Source organism: Dietzia alimentaria 72, from assembly GCF_000226215.1.
GTDB classification, from domain to species: domain Bacteria; phylum Actinomycetota; class Actinomycetes; order Mycobacteriales; family Mycobacteriaceae; genus Dietzia; species Dietzia alimentaria.
This window is the reverse complement of the sequence record NZ_AGFF01000023.1, coordinates 347,823-368,553: the sequence shown is the minus strand read 5'-3', so window position 1 is coordinate 368,553 and position 20,731 is coordinate 347,823. Positions and strand designations below refer to the sequence as shown.

At 67.3% G+C, this 20,731-nt stretch carries 19 protein-coding genes; all 19 read right to left on the bottom strand.

Annotation, left to right across the window (positions count from 1 at the left end):
• Nucleotides 1-36: 36 nt before the first annotated feature.
• The 19 genes from ON04_RS11155 to pyrR all read right to left on the bottom strand — a co-directional run bounded on the left by ON04_RS11155 (nucleotide 37) and on the right by pyrR (nucleotide 20,692).
• A complete protein-coding gene (locus ON04_RS11155) occupies nucleotides 37-660 on the bottom strand; it encodes a riboflavin synthase (protein WP_010541700.1) in 624 nt (207 codons plus the stop codon).
• Nucleotides 660-1,745, bottom strand: a complete 1,086-nt coding sequence (ribD, locus tag ON04_RS11150) for a bifunctional diaminohydroxyphosphoribosylaminopyrimidine deaminase/5-amino-6-(5-phosphoribosylamino)uracil reductase RibD (RefSeq protein WP_010541699.1) — start codon at nucleotides 1,743-1,745, stop codon at nucleotides 660-662. The genes ON04_RS11155 and ribD overlap by 1 nt, the downstream gene beginning before the upstream one ends.
• Before the next feature lie 3 nt (nucleotides 1,746-1,748).
• On the bottom strand, nucleotides 1,749-2,417 hold the full coding sequence (gene rpe, locus ON04_RS11145; RefSeq protein ID WP_010541698.1) for a ribulose-phosphate 3-epimerase: 669 nt from the start codon (nucleotides 2,415-2,417) through the stop codon (nucleotides 1,749-1,751).
• Nucleotides 2,418-2,472: 55 nt separating this feature from the next.
• A complete protein-coding gene (locus ON04_RS11140) occupies nucleotides 2,473-3,954 on the bottom strand; it encodes an RsmB/NOP family class I SAM-dependent RNA methyltransferase (RefSeq protein WP_010541697.1) in 1,482 nt (493 codons plus the stop codon).
• A complete protein-coding gene (fmt, locus tag ON04_RS11135) occupies nucleotides 3,951-4,883 on the bottom strand; it encodes a methionyl-tRNA formyltransferase (RefSeq protein ID WP_010541696.1) in 933 nt (310 codons plus the stop codon). Before fmt ends, ON04_RS11140 begins: the two co-directional genes overlap by 4 nt.
• 2 nt (nucleotides 4,884-4,885) lie before the next feature.
• Nucleotides 4,886-5,440 carry a peptide deformylase gene (def, locus tag ON04_RS11130; RefSeq protein WP_010541695.1) on the bottom strand — a complete coding sequence of 185 codons (555 nt, stop codon included), beginning with the start codon at nucleotides 5,438-5,440 and terminating at the stop codon, nucleotides 4,886-4,888.
• A gap of 83 nt (nucleotides 5,441-5,523) precedes the next feature.
• Complete coding sequence (locus ON04_RS11125; protein WP_010541694.1) at nucleotides 5,524-7,569, bottom strand: primosomal protein N'; 2,046 nt, start codon at nucleotides 7,567-7,569, stop codon at nucleotides 5,524-5,526.
• A 43-nt stretch (nucleotides 7,570-7,612) separates the two neighbouring features.
• The gene (gene metK, locus ON04_RS11120; protein ID WP_033444227.1) at nucleotides 7,613-8,842 is read right to left on the bottom strand and encodes a methionine adenosyltransferase; all 1,230 of its coding nucleotides are present in this window, start codon (nucleotides 8,840-8,842) and stop codon (nucleotides 7,613-7,615) included.
• 39 nt (nucleotides 8,843-8,881) lie between these two features.
• Nucleotides 8,882-10,162 carry a bifunctional phosphopantothenoylcysteine decarboxylase/phosphopantothenate--cysteine ligase CoaBC gene (coaBC, locus tag ON04_RS11115; RefSeq protein WP_010541692.1) on the bottom strand — a complete coding sequence of 427 codons (1,281 nt, stop codon included), beginning with the start codon at nucleotides 10,160-10,162 and terminating at the stop codon, nucleotides 8,882-8,884.
• Nucleotides 10,159-10,443: a DNA-directed RNA polymerase subunit omega gene (gene rpoZ, locus ON04_RS11110; protein ID WP_010541691.1), complete on the bottom strand. Its 285-nt coding sequence runs from the start codon at nucleotides 10,441-10,443 to the stop codon at nucleotides 10,159-10,161. Before rpoZ ends, coaBC begins: the two co-directional genes overlap by 4 nt.
• Nucleotides 10,444-10,517: 74 nt before the next feature.
• The gene (gene gmk, locus ON04_RS11105; protein WP_010541690.1) at nucleotides 10,518-11,123 is read right to left on the bottom strand and encodes a guanylate kinase; all 606 of its coding nucleotides are present in this window, start codon (nucleotides 11,121-11,123) and stop codon (nucleotides 10,518-10,520) included.
• A 7-nt stretch (nucleotides 11,124-11,130) separates the two neighbouring features.
• Nucleotides 11,131-11,454 (bottom strand): integration host factor, actinobacterial type, encoded by a 324-nt coding sequence (gene mihF, locus ON04_RS11100; protein WP_007631925.1) that lies wholly within the window; start codon nucleotides 11,452-11,454, stop codon nucleotides 11,131-11,133.
• A 421-nt stretch (nucleotides 11,455-11,875) separates the two neighbouring features.
• Nucleotides 11,876-12,751 carry an orotidine-5'-phosphate decarboxylase gene (gene pyrF / locus ON04_RS11095; RefSeq protein ID WP_010541689.1) on the bottom strand — a complete coding sequence of 292 codons (876 nt, stop codon included), beginning with the start codon at nucleotides 12,749-12,751 and terminating at the stop codon, nucleotides 11,876-11,878.
• Nucleotides 12,748-16,110, bottom strand: a complete 3,363-nt coding sequence (gene carB, locus ON04_RS11090; protein ID WP_010541688.1) for a carbamoyl-phosphate synthase large subunit — start codon at nucleotides 16,108-16,110, stop codon at nucleotides 12,748-12,750. The genes pyrF and carB overlap by 4 nt, the downstream gene beginning before the upstream one ends.
• Nucleotides 16,110-17,318: a glutamine-hydrolyzing carbamoyl-phosphate synthase small subunit gene (gene carA / locus ON04_RS11085; RefSeq protein WP_010541687.1), complete on the bottom strand. Its 1,209-nt coding sequence runs from the start codon at nucleotides 17,316-17,318 to the stop codon at nucleotides 16,110-16,112. Before carA ends, carB begins: the two co-directional genes overlap by 1 nt.
• Nucleotides 17,315-17,860 carry a PH-like domain-containing protein gene (locus tag ON04_RS11080; RefSeq protein WP_010541686.1) on the bottom strand — a complete coding sequence of 182 codons (546 nt, stop codon included), beginning with the start codon at nucleotides 17,858-17,860 and terminating at the stop codon, nucleotides 17,315-17,317. The genes carA and ON04_RS11080 overlap by 4 nt, the downstream gene beginning before the upstream one ends.
• Nucleotides 17,857-19,173: a dihydroorotase gene (locus ON04_RS11075; protein WP_010541685.1), complete on the bottom strand. Its 1,317-nt coding sequence runs from the start codon at nucleotides 19,171-19,173 to the stop codon at nucleotides 17,857-17,859. The genes ON04_RS11080 and ON04_RS11075 overlap by 4 nt, the downstream gene beginning before the upstream one ends.
• Nucleotides 19,170-20,114, bottom strand: a complete 945-nt coding sequence (locus ON04_RS11070) for an aspartate carbamoyltransferase catalytic subunit (RefSeq protein ID WP_193350619.1) — start codon at nucleotides 20,112-20,114, stop codon at nucleotides 19,170-19,172. The genes ON04_RS11075 and ON04_RS11070 overlap by 4 nt, the downstream gene beginning before the upstream one ends.
• On the bottom strand, nucleotides 20,111-20,692 hold the full coding sequence (gene pyrR / locus ON04_RS11065) for a bifunctional pyr operon transcriptional regulator/uracil phosphoribosyltransferase PyrR (RefSeq protein ID WP_010541683.1): 582 nt from the start codon (nucleotides 20,690-20,692) through the stop codon (nucleotides 20,111-20,113). Before pyrR ends, ON04_RS11070 begins: the two co-directional genes overlap by 4 nt.
• Between the last annotated feature and the right edge of the window lie 39 nt (nucleotides 20,693-20,731).

Genomic DNA, 20,731 nt, shown 5'->3' with positions numbered 1-20,731 from the left:
AGGGCCCGGGCACGGCCCCAAGTATGGCGTATCCGGTCAGAGGGTCCGGTCACCGCGTCCGCCGAGCAGTCGCTCGACGTACTTGGCCAGCACATCCACCTCAAGGTTGACGGGGTCACCGGGGGTGAGTGCGCCCAGGATCGTGGCTTCGAGGGTGGTGGGGATGAGCGAGACCTCGAACCACGGCTCAAGCTGATCGGGGTCGCTGACGGCGGACACGGTCAGCGACGTCCCGGAGACCGTGATGGATCCTTTCTCCACCACGTAGCGCGCGAGATCGGAGGGCAGCGAGATCCGCACGACATGCCAGTGTTCGTGAGGGGTGCGGCTGAGCATCACGCCGGTGCCGTCCACGTGCCCCTGCACGATGTGACCACCGAAGCGGGCGTCCGCACGCCTCGCGCGTTCTAGGTTCACGGGGGCACCGGGCGTGAGCGCGCCCAGCGCGGTCCGGTCCAGGGTCTCGGCCATCACGTCCGCATCGAACGTCTCCCCCGTCTCGTAGGTCGTCACGGTGAGGCAGACACCGTTGACCGCGATCGAGTCGCCGTGGCCGGCATCGGAGGTGACGAGCGGCCCGCTGATACGCAGGCGTGCGGAGTCGCCGACCCTCTCGACCGATTCGAGTGTTCCGAGCTCCTCCACGATTCCGGTGAACATCAGCGGGGTCCTCTCGTCGTGTCGACCGGATCGAACCGGCCGGTGGTGGGGTGTGCATCGAGTCGCACGTGGATGTCGGTGCCCAGGACGGTGGTCTGAAGGACCGTGAACCCGTGTGCGGCGGCGAGGGTGTGCACGCCGGAGCCCTCGACAGCGGGGCGTCCGGCGCCCAGCACGATCGGGGCGAGGTAGGCGTCGATCTCGTCGACCAGCCCGGCGGACAGGAACGCCCCGGCGAGGCGGGGGCCGCCCTCGACCAGGACGTGGTTGACATCGCCGAGCATGTCCAACGCCCGCGCGGCGTCGCGGGTGGCGAGGTGACGGAATCGTCCGTCCGTGCCGCGGACCGCCGCGTCATCCGGGACGTCGGTCAGTCCCATGACGGCACGCAGTGGTTGCCTGGCAGCCGGACGGCCGTCATCGAGGCGGGCGGTGAGCGCGGGGTCGTCGGCGGCGAGGGTTCCGGTTCCGACGACGAGGGCATCCACCTCTTGCCGTCTGCCGTGCGCGTGACGGCGCGAATCCGGACCGGTAATCCAGCGACTCGTCCCGTCGGCAGCCGCCACCCTGCCGTCGAGGCTGGCCGCGTACTTCCAGGTGACGAATGGCCTGCCGACGCGCTGTCTGTGCAGCCATGCGCGCAGTGGGCCGTTCTCGGCAGCGTGCACCTCGTCGTCGTCGGCCTGTGTCACGTCGACCCCCGCGAACCGCAGGGACCGTGCCCCGCCGGCCGCCTCCCGGGTCGGGTCCGCCACCGCGTACACCACGCGGGACACTCCGGCCTCGAGGGCGCGAGCGGTGCAGGGCCCGGTGCGGCCCTGGTGGTCGCACGGCTCGAGGGTCACCACGAGCGTCCCCCCGCGCGCCAGGGCGCCGGCGGCGTTCAGCGCCACGACTTCCGCGTGGTGCCCCCCGGCGGCTTCGGTGACACCGCGTCCCGCGACCCGCCCGTCGTTATCCAAAACAACGGCTCCGACCGGTGGATTGGGTGTGGTTACGCCCAGTGCAGAGCGGGATAGCGTGATCGCCTCGGCCAGGGCCTCGCGCTCGCGGCGACGTCCTTCGGAATCAGTCGGGTCTGACATATTTCAGGACCTGGCGGCCGCGGCCCCCGCGCGCAGGGTCTCGATCATCGCGTCGGGGTCCGGGGCGCCGTACACGGATGACCCGGCCACGAACACGTCGCAACCAGCTGCCGCGGACTCACCGATGGTGTTCCCGTCGATACCGCCGTCGATCTGGATCAACACATCCAGATCGCGGCGGTCGATCTCCGCTCGGAGCGTTCGCACCTTGTCGAGTACCTCGGGCATGAACCTCTGGCCACCGAAGCCGGGCTCGACGCTCATCACCAGCACCAGGTCCACGTGATCGAGCAACTCGAGGTAGGGCTCGACGGGCGTGCCGGGTTTGATCGAGATTCCCGCCCTACACCCCTGCGAGTGCAGAAGATCCGCCACGCCTTTCGGGTCGTCCGTCGCCTCCACGTGGAAGGTGACGTTGAACGCCCCCGCCTTCACGTAGTCACCGACCCAGCGTGCCGGGTCCTCGATCATCAGGTGGCAGTCCATGGGCTTGTCGGTGACCTTGCCGACAGCCGCGGCGACGGGCGCGCCGAAGGACAGGTTCGGTACGAAGTGACCGTCCATCACGTCGACGTGGATCCAGTCCGCAGCGGGGATCCGCTCTATCTCACGATCGAGGCGGGCGAAGTCAGCGGACAGGATCGACGGCGCGATGAGCGGCTGGTACGACATGCGGACCAGTCTAGGCCGCGCGCTCATACGGTCGGCCGCCCACGTGGTTCGGTGATCAGATCGTCCGGCGCAACGCGGCCATGAACATCGCGTCCGTGCCGTGCCGGTGTGGCCAGAGCTGCACCCACGGCCCTTCACCCGGGTCGTTCACCGCTCCCACGGTGAAACCTTCGAGGATCTCGCGTACGTCCAGCGCCTCCACGTTGTGGCGGCGGATCGCCTCGCGAACCACCGACACCGTCTCGGACAGGTGCGGCGAGCACGTCGCGTACAGGACCACACCACCGGGCCGTACCAGGGTCAGTGCGGAGTCGAGGAGTTCACGTTGGAGCGTGACAAGCCCCGGGATATCCGCCGCCGTCTTGCGCCACCGCGCCTCGGGTCGACGACGAAGTGCTCCCAGCCCGGAACACGGCGCGTCGAGGAGTACGCGGTCAAAGCCCCCCTCCAGGCCGGGATCGCGGCCGTCTGCCGTGTGCACGGTCACCGGCAGGCCCTTGGTCGCGGCCCGCACCAGGTCGGTCCGGTGTTCGGAAACCTCCACCCCGGTGAGGGTCGCGCCCTCAATCCCGGCCAGAGCCCCCAGCATCACGGCCTTGCCACCCGGGCCCGCGCACAGATCGAGCCAACGACCCCCGTCTGCGCCCGCGACGGGAGCGCGTGCGGCCGCGAGGGCCACCAGCTGACTACCCTCGTCCTGGACTGTCGCCAGTCGGTCTTTCACCGGCTCGAGTGTTCCCGGATCGCCGGAGTCCAGGTACACCGCATACGGCGACAGGACTCCTTCGTGACCTCCGGTCACCAAGGCGAGCTCTTCTGACGAGATCTCGCCCGGACGCGCGGCCAGATGGACCTTCGGTCGCGCGTCGTCGGCCGCGAGCAGCTCGGGGAGCTCGCCGGCCCTGGTACCCAGCGATTCAGCGAACGCTCGGGCGATCCACTCGGGATGCGCGGTGCCCACGGCCATGCGTGCCACCGGGTCCTTTACACCCTCACGGAGGGTGTCGACCCACTCGTCCGTGGTCCGGGCTGTGACCTTGCGCAGCACCGCGTTGACGAACGCCCCTGCACGACCCAGGCCCGCGGTTCGGGCGGCTTCGACACTGGTGTCCACCGCGGCATGGGCGCCGATACGGGTGAACAGCAGCTGATAGGTGCCCAGCCGCACCAGGTCGAGTACGGGCGGTTCAATCTCGGTGACCGGTCGCGCCGCGGCGACGCTGATCACGCGGTCCAACAGCCCCTGGGCGCGCAGAGTGCCGTAGGTGAGCTCGGTCGCCAGAGCCGCATCACGTGTGTCCAGGTGCGCACGCCGGAGTTCGGCGGGCAGTGCCAGATTGGCGTAGGCATCTCGCTCGCGTACCGCGGCCATCACGGACAAGGCCACCGACCGGGCGTCCGGCTTGGTCTTTTTCTGCTGCTGAGGTGTCGCCCGTTGCCGTCGGCCACCGGCGGGCCGGTCGCGGTCACCCGAGCCGCGACTGCGGTTGCCCTGCCCGCCGGCCCTGTGCTCCCTGCGCTCCCCGCCGGCGCTCACTCGAACGCCACCGCGGAATCAAGCCGGGCGCCCCGGACCCAGTCGAGGGCGTTCATCATCTTTTTGCCCGGCGGCTGGATGGTCTCCACGGAAACGGGACCGGTAGCGGTGCCGACGATAAAGGTCCGCTTGTCCCACTCGATCTGTCCGGGTGCGAGCTCCGGCGCGTCCTCGTCCGCTGGTCGCACAGGCCCAATCTTGACTCGCTCGCCGCCCAGGGTTGTCCACGCTCCAGGGGCCGGTGTGACCGAACGGATATGGCGGTCCACGGCGATCGCCGGATCGCTCCACCGCACCCTTGCGTCATCCACGGTCAGTTTGCGCGCATGCGAGATCCCCTCTGTCGGCTGGGGGATCTCCTGCAGCTCACCGTCCTCGATTCCGTCGAGGGTGGCCGCGAGGAGCGTCGCTCCAGCAACCGACAGGCGACCCAGTAGTTCTCCCGCCGTGTCTCGGGGCCGGACGGTCTCGGTCATCGTGCCAAGCACCGCGCCGGTGTCCATTCCCTCATCGAGGCGGAAGGTGGTGGCACCGGTGACTTCGTCACCCGCAGCAATGGCCGCGTTGACCGGGGCAGCGCCGCGCCAGGCCGGAAGTAGGGAGAAGTGCAGGTTGATCCAACCGTGGGTGGGGATGTCGAGAACGGGACGTGGCACAAGATGGCCGTAGGCAACCACCGGGACGGCGTCAGGTGCGAGTTGCCGCAGGCGCTCGGCGAACTCGGGGTCTCGGGCATTCGGCGGGGTGAGCACCTCGATACCCGCTTCGTCCGCAGCGGCCGCCACCGGGCTGCGCGTCAGGCCTCGGCCACGTCCGGTCCGGGCGTCGGGTCGCGAGACCACCGCGACGATCTCGTGGCGGTCACCGGCGAGTAGAGCCCGCAGGGAGGGGACGGCGACCTCGGGGGTGCCTGCAAAGACCACGCGCATCGTCACCTCACCGCCATTGCGTCGACGAGCTGGTCGAAGATGATCCCCGCACTGGTTGCGGCGCTTCCGAACCAGTCGGACCGGCGGATCTCCGCCATCGCCTCCCGGCGACGATCCGGAGTGAGTCGCTGCAAGAACAACACCCCGTCGAGATGGTCGGTCTCGTGCTGCACCGCGCGGGCGAGGATGCCCTCGGCCTCGAAACGGACCGGTCGGCCGTGCAGATCCACCCCTCGCGCAGTCACGCGGGCGAATCGCTCAACCGGGACGGACACGCCAGGAATGGACAGGCATCCCTCGCTCACCTGAGTCTTCTCGTCCCCGATGGGCGCCCATTCCGGGTTGACCAGGTGTCCTTCGCGGCCTCCACAGGTGTAGACGAACACTCGGGTGGAAAGTCCGACCTGCGGGGCTGCTAATCCGGCTCCGTCCTCGTGACTCACGGTGTCCATCAGATCCGTGACGATGCGTGCCAATCGGTCGTCGAACGAGGTCACCGGATCGGCGGGCGTTCTCAGGACAGGATCGCCGAAGAGCCGGACGGGGTGGACGGCCATGCGTATCGGTACTCCTCGCGAGCGGTGAAGGTGGTGAACGCCCATTCTAGGCGTTCCACGGATAACTCCCTCCCGAGGCCCGATCAGCCGATGTGGACCGGGTCGAGCCGAACGCGGACGGACTGGACGTTCCGACGTCCCGAGCGTCCCACCACGAGAGCCCGGAGCTCGGCCGAGACCTCAGCGAGCATCGCCGGTGGTACCCGCAAGAGCAGCCGCTCGGGGTCTTCTACGGCGTCGTGACCCGGTAGTTCTTCTCCGGAGGGTAGATCGACCGGACCAAGCACTTCGACCCGGTCGACCAGCCGGAAGTCTTCGAGAATCTCGGCCAGCGCGGAAGCGGGACCGTCCACCGCGACCATATGCACCGCGGGCGGGAAGCCGACCTCCGCCCGGTCCGCGAGCTCGCGTTCGGCCCACCCCTGCGGATCCCACCTGACCAGTGCCTGCGAGACGGCAGACTCCGAGTCGGCGGACAGGAACACCTTGCCCCCCGAGGCGGCGGGACGGACGAGGCCAGCGGCACCCACCCAGTATCGCAGTGCATTCTGCACGGCCCGCAGGTTCGGACGGCCGAGCAGCGCCCACGAGTCCAGAAGCAGCGCCGCGCCGTATCCGCCCTCGGCGACGGGCTCCGCTCCGGGCGTGCAGACGATGATCGCGGGTTTCGCGGGCACGGTGTCGAGGATGTCCCCTCCCCCGCTCGTGCGGACCCGGACTCCCGGGAACATCCGTCCCAGCTCTTCAGCGGTACGTCCGGTGCCCACGACGCCCGCACGGAGTGCGCGGGATCCGCAGACAGCACATCGGAATGCGGATTCGGGGGCACCGCACCAACCGCACGCGAGATCGACCGGACCGTGGACCTCGTCCATCCGCCCGGCACGAAGCGGCCCGTTGCACCGTCGACACCGTGCCGGCGACCGGCACGATCCGCACAACAGGGTGGGGATGTAACCCTTTCTCGGCACCTGAACCAGAACGGGGGCGTCGACGTCAATGGCCTCGCGCGCCATCGTGAGGGCGACCGCAGGCAGTCTGGTCCGACCCCCCGCAACATCACGCGCCTGAACCGGGTCGGCGTCGGTCACCGCCACGACACGAGGAGCGAGGTCGCGGATGAGCCCGGGCCGCGGTCGAATTTCATGCGCCCACCCGGCTCGGACGTACTCGGCCACCTCCGGCGTTCGATCAACAGAGGTCAGCAGAAGTGGCGTGGCCTCAAGTACCGATCTTTGGGCGGCCACGTCCCGGGTATGAGGATACGGCGCACGTGGTTCGACAAAGGAGTCGTCGCCGTCGTCGTGAAGGACGATTAGGCCGAGTTCCGGTAGTGGCGCGAACACGGCACTTCGTGTGCCCACCACGATGCGCGCGTGTCCCCGGACGGCCCGCAACCATCGCCGATATCGGGCGGACGGACCGACGCCTGCCGACAGGTCCGCGACGAGGTCCCGGCCGGCCGCGCCTCCGCCGACGATCTCGCGACAGGCGAGGGCGAGACGGTCGACATCTCGCTGATCGGGGACGACCAGCAGTACCTGGAGGCCGCGCCTGCGAATGGAGTCGGCCAGGATCGCCAGAGAATGTGCCCAGTCTCTTCCCGGCGGGACCGTCCACACCCCACGGGCGGGCACCCCGAGGGTGGTGGCCTCGAGGAACCGGGCGACCATCGGGTGGTCGTCCCACCCGGTGGGTAGTTCGACCGGGCCGAAGGTGACTCCAACGGGTGGTTCCGGGTCGGGAACGGACTTTTCTGCGGCGGCGTGCCGGGGAGGGATCGCCAGACGGATCACGTCCGATCGCATTCCCACCCACCGACGTGCAACATGCTCGACCAGACGAAGTAGAGCCGGAGTGAGAACCGGTTCGGGCGAGACGACCCTCTCGAGCCAGGAGAGCTCGCCGTGGTGGTCGCTCTTCTCGGACCGTTCGACGAGGAACCCGTCGACGAGTCGACCAGCGAAGCGGATCCTCACACGGCACCCGGGCACCGCGTCAGCGGACAGCGATTCCGGTATGAGGTAGTCGAACTCTCGGTCGAGGTGTGCGACCCCGAGCAACGGCAGAACCCGGGCCACGGGGGCATCAGCCGCCGCGACCCGGGTCGCTGGGCGCGTAGTGGTCACGTCCGGAATACTCGCACCCCGCTACGACAACCGGTGTTGGTTGTCAGAGTCCTGTGGCCTTCTTCAGTTCGTCGACACGGTCGGTCCGCTCCCACGGAAGGTCGATATCGGTGCGACCGAAGTGACCGTATGCGGCTGTGGGGGCATAGATCGGCCGCTTCAGGTCGAGGTCGCGGATGATCGCGCCCGGACGCAGGTCGAACACGTCCGACACGGCCTGCTGCAGCACGTTGATCTCGACTTTCTCGGTGCCAAAGGCCTCGACGAACAACCCCACCGGGGCGGCCTTGCCGATGGCGTAGGCGACCTGGACCTCGACCCGGTCGGCAAGTCCGGCGGCGACGATGTTCTTGGCGACCCACCGCATGGCGTAGGCGGCGGAGCGGTCGACCTTGGACGGATCTTTTCCGGAGAACGCGCCACCACCGTGGCGGGCCATGCCGCCGTAGGTGTCGACGATGATCTTGCGCCCGGTCAGACCGGCATCGCCCATCGGGCCACCGAGCACGAACCGACCCGTGGGGTTGACCAGGAGACGGAAGTCCGCGGTGTCGATGCCGCCGGCCGCATCGGCCAGCACGGGGTCGATCACGTGGCGGGTGAGGTCATCCCGCAGAGTGGTCTCGAGATCGATCCCATCGGCATGCTGGGTGGAGATGACGATGGTGTCCAGGCGCACGGCGTGGTCACCGTCGTACTCGATGGTCACCTGGGTCTTGCCGTCCGGGCGCAGGTAGGCCAGCGTGCCGTCTTTGCGCACCTCGGTCAGGCGACGCGAGAGGCGGTGGGCCAACGCGATGGGCAGCGGCATCAATTCTGGGGTGTCCGAGCAGGCGTAACCGAACATCAGGCCCTGGTCGCCGGCCCCCTGTCGGGCGATGGCGTCCTCGACTGACTCTGTGGACGTGCGGGCCTCGTGGGAGGTGTCGACACCCTGGGCGATCTCCGGCGACTGCTGGCCGATCGAGACGGACACACCGCACGAGACGCCGTCGAAGCCCTTCTCGGACGAGTCGTAGCCGATCTCAACGATCTTGTCGCGGATCAGCTGCGGGATCTCCACGTACCCGGTGGTCTTGACCTCACCGGCCACGTGAACCTGACCTGTGGTGACCATCGTCTCCACCGCCACCCTGGCAGCCGGGTCCTGCTCCAGCATCGCGTCAAGGATCGTGTCGGAGATCGCATCGCAGATCTTGTCTGGATGCCCCTCGGTCACGGACTCGCTGGTGAACAGCCGACGTGCCTGAGTCACAGTGGTTCTCTCTTCCATGATGGGATCGCGTGTTGAGTCAGATCGCGTGAAAACAGACTAGTCGGTGCGCTCCGCGTGGCCCCGGGCGGTGGGGCTCTGCATCATCGCAACGACCGCGTCGAGGATGCGGTCGGCCAGCAGTGTCTTGCTCGAATGCTCGAGGAACGTTTCGCCGCCCGCGGAATCGAGGATCCACCCGCCGTTGTCGTCGTGGCCGAAGGTGGTGTTCCTTCCCACCTCGTTGACAACGAGGAGATCGCACCCCTTCCGGGCCAATTTGGCGCGCCCGTGCTCGAGGACAGAGCCAGTGGAGTCGCCCGTTTCGGCGGCGAAGCCGGCCAGAAGACAGTCGGCAGGGATGTCGCCGCCCAGGCGTGCGGCGACGAGGTCCGCCAGAATGTCCGGGTTGCGCTCGAGCCGGATCTCGGCGGGCTCGGAACCGCTGTCCTTCTTGAGCTTGGAGTCGGACACGTCCGCCGGACGGAAGTCCGCGACCGCAGCCGCCTTGATAACAATGTCCGCGCTCACCGCCGCGCTCAGGGTGTGCTCGCGCAGCTCCAGAGCGGATTCGATCGGGACGGAGTGGACCGCCGCTGGGGTGGGCAGCTCGGAGGACGTGATCAGCGTAACCTCGGCACCGCGGGCGGCGGCGACAGCCGCGATCGCATGACCCTGCTTTCCGGAACTCCGGTTACCCAGGAATCGAACGGGATCGATCTCCTCGCGGGTCCCGCCGGAGGTCACCACGATGTTCTTTCCCTGGAGATTCCATGGGAGTTCGCCGCCGTCGAGTAGGAGGAACGCCAGCCGCGCGATGTCAGACGGATCTGGTAGCCGTCCGGCACCGGTATCCGCGCCCGTGAGCCGACCGGAGGCCGGGGGCATGACATGGATACCGTCGCCCCTAAGGGTTCTAACGTTGCGCCGCGTGGCGGGGTGTTCCCACATCTCCGTGTGCATCGCCGGTGCCAGCAGGACCGGGCACCTCGCGGTGAGGAGCGTGGAGGTGAGTAGATCGTCCGCCCTCCCGGTGGCGGCCCGCGCGAGCAGATCCGCGGTCGCGGGGGCGACGACTATGAGGTCCGCGCGTTGCCCGAGGGCGACATGGCGGACCGCAGGCACGTCCGAGAACACGCCTGTCGAGACCGGGTTGCCGGAAAGTGCCTCGAAGGTGGCCGACCCGACGAAACGGAGGGCGGCCTCTGTGGGGACGATGTCGACGTGGCACCCGGATTCGGTGAGCAACCGGATGAGGCCACAGGCCTTGTAGGCGGCGATGCCGCCACCAACACCGACGACGACGCGCTTAGCGCGCAGATCGTCCCCGGAGGGGGTCACTCGCCCTCGGCCGTATCGAGGAGGTCAGAGTGCAGCTCGCGCAGCGCGATGGTCAGGGGCTTTTCCTGCAGACCCGGATCGACCAGCGGCCCGACGTACTCGAGGATGCCCTCCTCGATCTGGTTGTAGTAGGAGTTGATCTGGCGCGCACGCTTGGCCGCGAAGATCACGAGGGCGTACTTGGAGGACGCCCGCTCGAGGAGCTCATCGATCGGGGGGTTGGTGATGCCGATGGGGGTGTCGTACAGCGGGGCGGCCGCTGCGGCTTCGATGGTGGCCACTATGGGTTCTCCTCTGGGTACTACCTGGGGTCGTGCTCTGGGATTATGTTCGTGATGACGTGATCGGGCCGACGCTATTCGTGGCCGACCAGCAATGATACCAACTCGTCGACCGCGACCTCGAGTTCGTCGTTGACGACGACCGCGTCGAACTCTTCACGCGCATCCATCTCGACCTTGGCTGTCTCCAGCCGGCGGCCCACGACCTCATGCGGTTCGGTCCCCCGACCACGGAGCCTGACCTCGAGTTCCTCCCAGGAAGGCGGGGACAGGAAAACCGTCGTGACCTCCGGGATGGACTCGCGAATCTGACGGACCCCGGCAAGGTCCACCTCGATGAGGACTGGTCGCCCCTCCTCCAGAGCGCGAAGAACGGGTTCGGCGGGGGTGCCGGACAACTGCAGGCCGCGATGGATCTCCGCCCACTCCAGCATTCGGCCCTCCGCGACGGCTGCACGGAAGTCCTCGGTGGTCACGAAGAAGTAATCACGCCCGTCGACCTCGCCGGGGCGCGGATCCCGGGTGGTCATGGAGACACTGAAATACAGGTCAGAGACTCGCTCGCGAAGACGGGCGACAACGGTTGACTTACCGACGGCGGAGGGGCCGGCCAAGACGATCAGCCGGCCCCTCTTCGCCGTCGTCCCCGGGGGCTTCTCCCCGGACAACGGTGTGTTCATTCGTCGATCAGTCGACCGTGAAGTCGAACCGCTCGAGCAGCGCGCGGCGCTGGCGGTCACCGAGACCACGCAGACGACGCGTCGGCGCGATCTCAAGCTCGGTCATGATCTCCTGAGCCTTGACCTTGCCAACCTTCGGCAAAGCCTCGAGCAGTGCGGAGACCTTCATCTTGCCGAGGATCTCGTCGCTCTCGGCGTCCTTGAGAACCTGCTTGAGGTCGGTGCCGCCACGCTTCAGGCGCTCCTTGAGCTCTGCCCGGGCGCGACGGGCCGCAGCCGCCTTCTCCAGAGCAGCAGCGCGCTGCTCATCGGTCAACTGGGGAAGGGCCACAATTCCTCCGTCTCGTTCGTGTGTGTCTCATGACTCACGCGGGTGTCCACCGTAGGACATCCACGATTGGTGTGCGGTGACCGTCCCCGGCGCGTCCGCGGTATGCGGATCACGTCGAGAGCGGGCGCTCCCTCGTACTCACCGTACCCGGGTGCTTCCGACTCCCTAGCGGAAGGCGTCCACAGCACCGAGCCTGATGACCTTGGCAACAGTACGCGGCCATCTGACCTCGTACCCCAACGGGGTGCTGACGTAGCACCCCGTCTGAACTGCGCATTGGCATGTTGAGCCTACTGGCAGGATAGCCCCGGATGCTTCCCGACGCGATTTGAAATGTCCTAAATTCCACGAGCGGCGGCACACCTGGGGCAGTGAACCGTGAACAGTGAGACTCCGGTGACCCACTGTGGTGCAGGGCTACTCACGGCTCGTCGCTGAACCTGTACTTCGATGCCAGATCCAGAACGACGTCACGCATCGCCCCGACATCCGGACCGGCCTTGAGCACGTGACGTGAGATGTTGACCAACGTCTGCCCCAATGCGGACCCGGCGATGCGACGCACGTCCTCGAGAGTCCCTCCCTGCTCCCCCACGCCCGGCATGAGGACCGGACCACCGAGCGAGTCCAGCAGTGGCGGGTCGGCGACGGTCGCGCCCACCACGACTCCGAAGGACCCGTGCGAGGGGCTCCCCGTACCGGTGCCGGCGACGCTTGCCGTGGAGTTGCGTCGTCCGACCTCATCCACCACCGACTGAGCGACGGTCCCTCCTCCTACGGCGGCGCCCTGGAGTGCGCCCGCCTCCGGGTTCGAAGTGCGAGCCAGGACGAACAAGCCTCGCCCTGAGGCGACGGCCTCATCGAATGCCGCATCGAGTGAACCAACCCCGAGGTACGGGGACACCGTCAGCGCGTCGCACGCCAACGGGGAGCCGTCTCGCAGCCAGGCACGTGCGTACCCGGCCATCGTCGAACCGATGTCGCCTCGCTTGGCATCGGCGATCGACAGCGCCCCCGTCTCCCCGATGGAGCCCAGGAGGTCCTCGAGAACCGCCAGGCCATGAGAACCGTGTTCCTCGAAAAACGCGACCTGCGGCTTGATGGCCGGGACGAGGTCGCCGAACGCCTCCATCGATCTCTTGGAGAAATCGGCGACCCCGGACGCGTCGACGCCGAGCCCCCATGCCCGGAGCAGCTCCGGGTGGGGATCGATCCCTACACAGAGGTTCCCGCGGTCGGTGACCGCTTGGTGTAGGCGTGTTCCGAAGGAGACCCGCACCGACGCGGTGCCGGTCATCGGGTAGCGAACCCCGCGTGCAACTGTTGCAGAGGGCTGACAGTCACGTCGCCGCGTTGCATCGCCTCGATACCGTGCACTGCCGCGGTAGCGCCCTGGACCGTCGTCACGCAAGGGACTCGACGCGAGATCGCGGCGGACCGGATCTCGTAACCATCCGCACGAGTCCCGCCCGTCGAGGACGCGATGTTCAGAATCAGGTCCACCTCGTCCGCGTTGATCCTGTCCACGATCGTCCGTACAGGCTGGCCCTGCTCGTCGACGGGGCCGGCTCCAGCCTCCGTCAGTTTCGCGACGGTCTCACAGGTGATCCCGTAACGGCGAAGCATGAGTGCCGTGCCCTCGGTGGCCAGCACGGTGAACCCGAGCGCGGCCAGACGCTGCGCGGGGAACACCATCGAGCGCTTGTCCCGGTTAGCCACCGAGACGAACACCGTGCCGGACGTGGGTAACACGCCCTCGGCGCCGAGTTGTGCCTTGGCGAAGGCGACGGCGAAGTCGGGCCCGATGCCCATGACCTCGCCGGTCGACTTCATCTCGGGGCCCAGTAGCGAGTCGACGGCGTTGCCTTCTGGTGTGCGGAAACGGTTGAACGGCAGTACCGCTTCCTTGACGGCGACGGGCGCATCGGCCGGAAGGGATCCGCCGTCCCGGTCCGAGGGCAGGAGTCCCTCGGCCTTGAGGTCCGCGATCGACTCTCCGAGCATGATGCGCGCACAGGCCTTGGCCAGGTGGACGCCGGTCGCCTTGGAGACGAACGGGACCGTGCGGGACGCCCGTGGGTTCGCTTCGAGTACGTACAGGATGTCGTCCTTGAGCGCGTACTGGACGTTCATCAGCCCCTTCACGCCGATACCGAACGCGAGTGCCTCGCTGGAGCGGCGGACCCGGTCGATATCGTCCTGACCCAGGGTGATGGGGGGAAGTGCACAGGCGGAGTCGCCGGAGTGGATGCCGGCCTCCTCGATGTGCTCCATGACGCCGCCGAGGTAGACCTCGGTGCCGTCGCAGAGCACGTCCACGTCGATCTCCACCGCGTCGTCCAGGAACCTGTCGACCAGCACCGGACGATCCGGGCTGATCTCAGTCGCACGGTCGATGTAGGAGCGCAGCGACTCCTCGTCATACACGATCTCCATGCCGCGGCCGCCGAGCACGTACGACGGGCGCACGAGCACCGGGTAGCCGATGTTTCCCGCGATCGCGGTTGCCTCAGCGGCGGTGATGGCGGTACCGAACTCGGGGGCCGGGAGACCGGCCTTCATCAGCACCTCGCCGAATTCCCGGCGGTCCTCCGCGAGGTCGATCGCCGACGGGCTCGTGCCGACGATCGGAACCCCCGCCGCCTCGAGTTGAGCGGCTAGTCCGAGCGGGGTCTGACCACCGAGTTGAACCAGCACTCCGGCGACGGTCCCGGACCCGGCCTCGGCGTTGTAGACCTCCATGACGTCCTCGAACGTCAGGGGCTCGAAGTAGAGGCGGTCGGCCGTGTCGTAGTCGGTGGAGACGGTCTCGGGGTTGCAGTTCACCATCACCGTCTCGTAGCCGGCCTCGGAGAGGGTGAGTGCGGCGTGGACACACGAGTAATCGAACTCGATGCCCTGGCCGATACGGTTGGGGCCCGAGCCCAGGATGATGACCTTCTCTCGCTCGGTCTGTGGGGCCACCTCCGACTCCGCGGCGGGATCGAGTTCATAGGTCGAATAGTGGTACGGCGTCTTGGCCTCAAACTCCGCGGCACAGGTGTCGACTGTCTTGTACACGGGTCGTACACCGAGCCGGTGGCGGAGTCGCTGAACGCCCTCGGCGCCGGCGAACTCCGGCCGCAGCGCGGCGATCTGAGCATCGGACAGACCGTTGTGCTTCGCCTCGCGGAGCAGTTTCTCATCCACCACGGGTGCATCGACGATGACCTGGCGCAGCTCGACCAGAGCGGCGACCTCGTCGATGAACCACGGGTCGATCGACGAGGCTTCGTGGACCTGCTCGACCGTCGCGCCGAGACGCAAAGCCAACTCGACGTCGTACATACGTCCCTCGGTGGGGCGACGCAGGTCGTCCAGAACAGCCGCGACGTCCGTCGACCGGCCCGGGGCGATCGACTCGTCTGGCAGGGTCCAGAAGCCTGCGGCCTTGGTCTCCAGCGATCGCATGACCTTGCCGAGCGCCTCCCGGTAGTTGCGACCGAGGCTCATCGCCTCACCCACCGACTTCATGGTCGTGGTGAGGGTGTCGTCGGCGCCGGGGAACTTCTCGAACGCGAACCGGGGCGCTTTGACCACCACGTAGTCCAGCGTCGGCTCGAAGCAGGCCGGGGTGACACCGGTGATGTCGTTGGTGATCTCGTCCAGCGAGTACCCGATCGCGAGGCGGGCGGCGATCTTGGCGATCGGGAAGCCCGTCGCCTTGGAGGCCAGTGCCGACGACCGCGAGACCCGTGGGTTCATCTCGATCACGATGAGACGACCGTCAGCGGGGTTGATGGCGAACTGGATGTTGCAGCCACCAGTGTCCACCCCGACGGCCCGCAGGATATCGATGCCGAGGTCACGCATGTTCTGGAATTCACGGTCGGTCAGGGTCATGGACGGGGCGACGGTCACCGAATCACCGGTGTGAACGCCCATCGCATCGACGTTTTCGATTGAACAGACCACGACCACGTTGTCCTTGTGGTCGCGCATGAGTTCCAGCTCGAATTCCTTCCACCCGAGGATGGACTCCTCGATGAGGACGTTCGCGGTGGGAGAGGCGGACAGCCCTCCGCCGGCGATTCGCTCGAGGTCTTCGGTGGTGTACGCCATGCCGGAGCCGAGGCCGCCCATGGTGAACGACGGGCGGACCACGACCGGAAGGCCCATCTCGGCGACGGTCGCGTGGACCTCCTCCATCGTGTAGCAGACGGCGCTGCGTGCCGACTCGCCACCGACGCTCGCCACTATGTCCTTGAACATCTGGCGGTCCTCGCCGCGGTTGATAGCGGGGATGTCGGCACCGATCAGCTCCACCCCGTGCTTGGCCAGGATGCCCTGAGCGTCGAGCTGCATAGCGGCGTTGAGCGCGGTCTGCCCGCCAAGGGTGGCGAGGACGGAATCGATCGGGTGCCCGTCCTCGGCCTCCTTGGTGAAGATCTTGTCGATGTATTCCGGGGTGATCGGCTCGACGTAGGTCGCGTCGGCGAACTCCGGGTCGGTCATGATCGTGGCGGGGTTAGAGTTGACGAGCGTCACACGCAGGCCTTCGGCGCGGAGCACCCGGCATGCCTGGGTACCCGAGTAGTCGAATTCGCATGCCTGTCCGATCACGATCGGTCCGGATCCGATCACGAGGACGTGGTTGATGTCTGTGCGGCGGGGCATCAGTTCGAGCCCTTTCTGGAGTCGTCGGAGCCGCCTGCGGAGGAGCCCAGCAGGCTGACGAAGCGGTCGAAGAGGTTGGCGGCGTCACGGGGGCCCGCGGCAGCTTCCGGGTGGTACTGGACGGAGAACGCGGAACCGTCGGTCAGGGCCACGCCCTCGACCGTGCCGTCGTTTGCGCACACGTGGGTGACGGTCGCGGTACCCCACGGGGTCTCCCAGGTCTCCGCTTCGGGTGCGCGCAGCGCGAAACCGTGGTTCTGCGAAGTGATCGCCACCGCCCCGGTAGCTTTCTCGATCACCGGGATGTTGGTGCCGCGGTGCCCGAACTGCATCTTGTATGTGTCGAGGCCGAGTGCCCGGCCGAGGATCTGATTGCCGAAGCAGATCCCGAAGAACGGGATGCCCTGGCTGAGGACCTCCTTGGTGAGGTGGATCGCCTGGTCGGCCGTTGCCGGATCGCCGGGGCCGTTGGACAGGAATACCCCGTCGACGTCCAGATCGAGAACATCCTCCAGTGTTGATTCGGCCGGGATCACATGGACCCGGACACCCCGCTCCGCGAGCATTCGGGGTGTGTTGGCTTTAATTCCGAGATCCAGCGCGGCCACCGAGAAGCGGGGCTCGCCCTCGGGTTCCACGATGTATGCCGCTTCGGTCGTGACCTCGGCTGACAGCGACGCCCCGGCCATCGAATCCTGGGACCTTACTGTGGCGAGCATCGATGCGTCGTCGGTCACATCCGCTCCGGAGAAGATCCCGGCCTTCATGGCGCCGCGGTCGCGGATATGGCGGACGACCGCTCTGGTGTCTACACCGGCGATGCCGATCGTCCCCTGCGCGATCATCTCGGTCTCAAGGCTGCGCTGTGCCCGGTAATTGGAAGTCCGGCGGGACAGATCACGGATGACCAACCCGGACACCCAGATACGACCGCCGCCGTCGACGCCGTCGAGGAGCGACTCGCCGTCCTCGTCGTTCCAACCTGTGTTACCGATCTGTGGTGCGGTGGTGACCACGATCTGGCGGCAGTACGACGGGTCCGTCAGGGTCTCCTGGTAGCCCGACATGGCGGTGGTGAACACGGCCTCACCGAGGGTGGTGCCGGTAGCACCGAAGGCGGTGCCGCGATGGATGCGACCGTCCTCGAGGACGAGCGCGGCGGGCTGCGGTGCCCCCGGTGCGGCTGGTGTGGTGCTGTGCGATGTCACTGCTTCTCCTCGGTGGTGGAGCGGGGGGTGTCTGGCTGATCGGTTGTGGCGTCTCCGCGCAGCGCTTCCCAGCGGGGGTAGGTGTCCTTGTCGTCGGCGCGGAAACCGGAGTCGATGAACGTTCGGCCGTCATCACCCTCCACCTGCCAGCGGGCGACGAGAATGCCACCCCCGGGCACGGTTTTGTTGGCCAGCGCCGATTCGCGCCGCACGTCGACCAGATCCGTGCGCGGGATCCAGACGGTGTGCCCGGCGAGTTCGAACCGGATTCCGCCGGTGTGTGCGGTGATAGTTCCTGCCGAGCGGTGGCCGAGAGGAGCGCGGGCGATCCGAGCGTGCCAATCCCCCGCCTCGGTGCTGCCGATGTAGACGCCACTGAGCGGGCCGAGCACTATCTCTCCGGGATCAGCGGGGAGTTTGGGCAGCTCGTAGAACAAACCCGACTGGCGTCGGGTCCTGTTGCGCCACCCGAGTGCCATCAGCCCGAGCAATCCCACGAACAGTGCGACGACGACGACAACGGTCCAGAAGTTCTGACTCATTCGATGACCTCTCCTTGACGATTGGTCATGCGGCCCCGGTACACGGTTCCCACGACACTGGCCGCGAAGGTCATTCCCTCGTACGGGGTGTTGGCGGACAGGCTCGCGAGTTCGTCACCGACCACGGTCCACGGTGAGTCGGGGTCGACGACGGCGAGGTTGGCAGGCTCTCCCACCTCGATCGGCCGACCCTGATCCGTGAGTCCGGCGATCTCGGCCGGTCGGACACTCATGACCCGGGCGAGGTCACGCCACGTCATGTCGCCGGTCTCGACCAGCAGTGCAGCGATGATGGGCAATGCGGTTTCGAGCCCGAGCATTCCCGGCCGGGCTGCCGCGAACTCGCAGCACTTGTCCTGCGCAGCGTGCGGGGCGTGATCTGTCGCGACGCAGTCGATAACTCCGGCGACCAGTGCCTGGCGAAGGGCGAGGGTGTCGTGTGCCTCCCGAAGGGGCGGGTTGACCCGGTATACGCCGTCGTACGTATCGAGACGGGAATCGTCGAGCAGAAGGTGGTGTGGTGTGACCTCGGCCGTGATCGAGATCCCCTGTTCCTTCGCCCACCGAAGCAACTCCACGGTGCCGGTAGTCGACGCGTGGCAAATGTGCACGCGGGCACCGGCGTCCCGGGCGAGGATCGCGTCCCGGGCGACAATAGATTCCTCAGCGGACCTGGGCCAGCCGGTCAGTCCGAGCCGTGCGGCATTGGGGCCCTCATGAGCCACCGCACCGTGCGTGAGACGTGGCTCCTCGGCATGCTGGGCGATCAGCACGCCCAAACCTGCCGAATACTCGAGTGCGCGGCGCATGACCAGCGGGTCGTAGACACACATGCCGTCGTCGGAGAAAAGCCTCACCCGCGCCTCGCCGGAGGCCATCTGGCCCATCTCGGTGAGCTGCTCACCCTTCAGACCGACGGTGACGGCTCCGACGGGATGGACATCGCAGAGTCCGACCTCGCGCCCGATGCGCCACACCGAGTCGGTCACCGTCTGGTTGTCCTGCGGCGGCTGGGTGTTGGCCATCGCGAACACGGCGGTGTAGCCGCCGCGCGCGGCTGCAGCGGATCCGGTGGCGATGGTCTCGGTGTCCTCGCGGCCGGGTTCGCGTAGATGCGTGTGGAGATCGACGAAACCCGGGAGAAGAACCGCGCCAGCGAGATCGTGGACCTGCGTATCGGCGGGCAACCGCTCGCCGGCGTCAGTGCCGATTGCGGCAATGAGTCCATCGCTGACCAGAATGTCGACAGGGTCCCCCTCCCCGTATGGGCGAACCCCGCGGAGAAGCAGGGGCGGGTCGTGGGCGGTGCTCACTCGGTGTTTCCTTCCGTTCCGACAAGTGTGTGGAGCAGGACCGACATACGGACGTGCACACCATTGGTCACCTGCTGCAGGATCGCGGAAGACGTGGCATCGGCCGTGTCGAAACCGATCTCCATTCCGCGGACCATGGGACCTGGGTGGAGGACGACCACCTGGTCGCCGAGCCCGGCCGTGCGTGCCGGACCGAGCCCGTATCGCACCGCGTATTCACGGGCCGACGGGAAGAAGCCGCCGTTCATCCGCTCGGCCTGCACACGAAGCATCATCACGACGTCGGCACCGGGTAATTCCGCATCGAGGTCAGTGGATGCGCGCACCGGCCACGTCTCGACGCCGACGGGAAGCAACGTCGGAGGCGCGACGAGCACGACCTCGGCACCCAGGGTAGAGAGCAGTAGAGCGTTTGAGCGGGCGACCCTGGAGTGCAGAACGTCGCCCACGATCACGACTCGTCGGCCCGCTATGCCCCCGAGGCGCTCCCGAATGGTCATCGCGTCCAGCAGTGCCTGGGTCGGATGTTCGTGCATCCCGTCTCCGGCGTTGATCACCGACGGCCCGTTCCCTCCGGGTGCGACCCAACCGGCGATCTGCTGGGCTGATCCGGAGGCCGGGTGCCTGACGATCAGCGCGTCGGCACCGATCGCGGTGAGAGTGAGAGCGGTGTCCCTCAGCGATTCGCCCTTCTGGACGGACGAGGCGCTGGCGGAGACATTGATGACATCCGCGCTCATCCACTTCCCGGCGGTCTCAAAGGAGACACGGGTCCTGGTTGAGTTCTCGTAGAAGACCGTGAGCACGGTCTTTCCTCGCAACGTCGGGAGTTTGCGGACCTCGCGGCCCAGCAGCATCTCCTTGAGTCGCGCCGCCTCGTCGAGGATGGACAGCGCCGCATCGCGATCGAGATCCGCGGCGGAGAGCAGATGCTTCATCAGGGCCTCTCTGGATCGGGCCGGTGTAACACGACCGCGTCGACACCGTCGATCTCGGTCAGCTGAACGGAAACACCCTCGTCGCGGGAGGTGGGAACGTTCTTGCCGACATAGTCGGCCCGAATCGGCAGTTCGCGATGCCCGCGGTCGACTAACACGGCCAGCTGGACGCGAGCGGGTCGGCCCAGATCGCGCAGCGCGTCAAACGCAGCTCGGATGGTGCGGCCCGAGAACAGGACGTCGTCGACCAGGATGACGGTTGCCCCGTCGATCCCCGATGACGGGACACGCATGGGATTCATAGGCCTGTGCGGGCCCCCGGCGAGGTCGTCTCGGTACAGGGTCACATCGAGCGCACCCGCGTACACATCGGCCCCGCTGAACTCGCGAATTCGTTCTGCGAGGCGGGTGGCGAGCGGTACGCCTCGTGTGGGGATTCCGAGCAGGATCACCCGGCCCGAGTCAGGCGCGTCCGCAGCCGTGCGTTCGATGATCTGATGTGCCAGACGAGAGACCGTCCTGGCGACGTCGTGGGACGTGAAGAGTGACACCGAGTTCGAATGCGAACCGTCAGCGCTCACCGATCACCACCTCCTTGTCCGCCTCGCTGGACGGCTCGT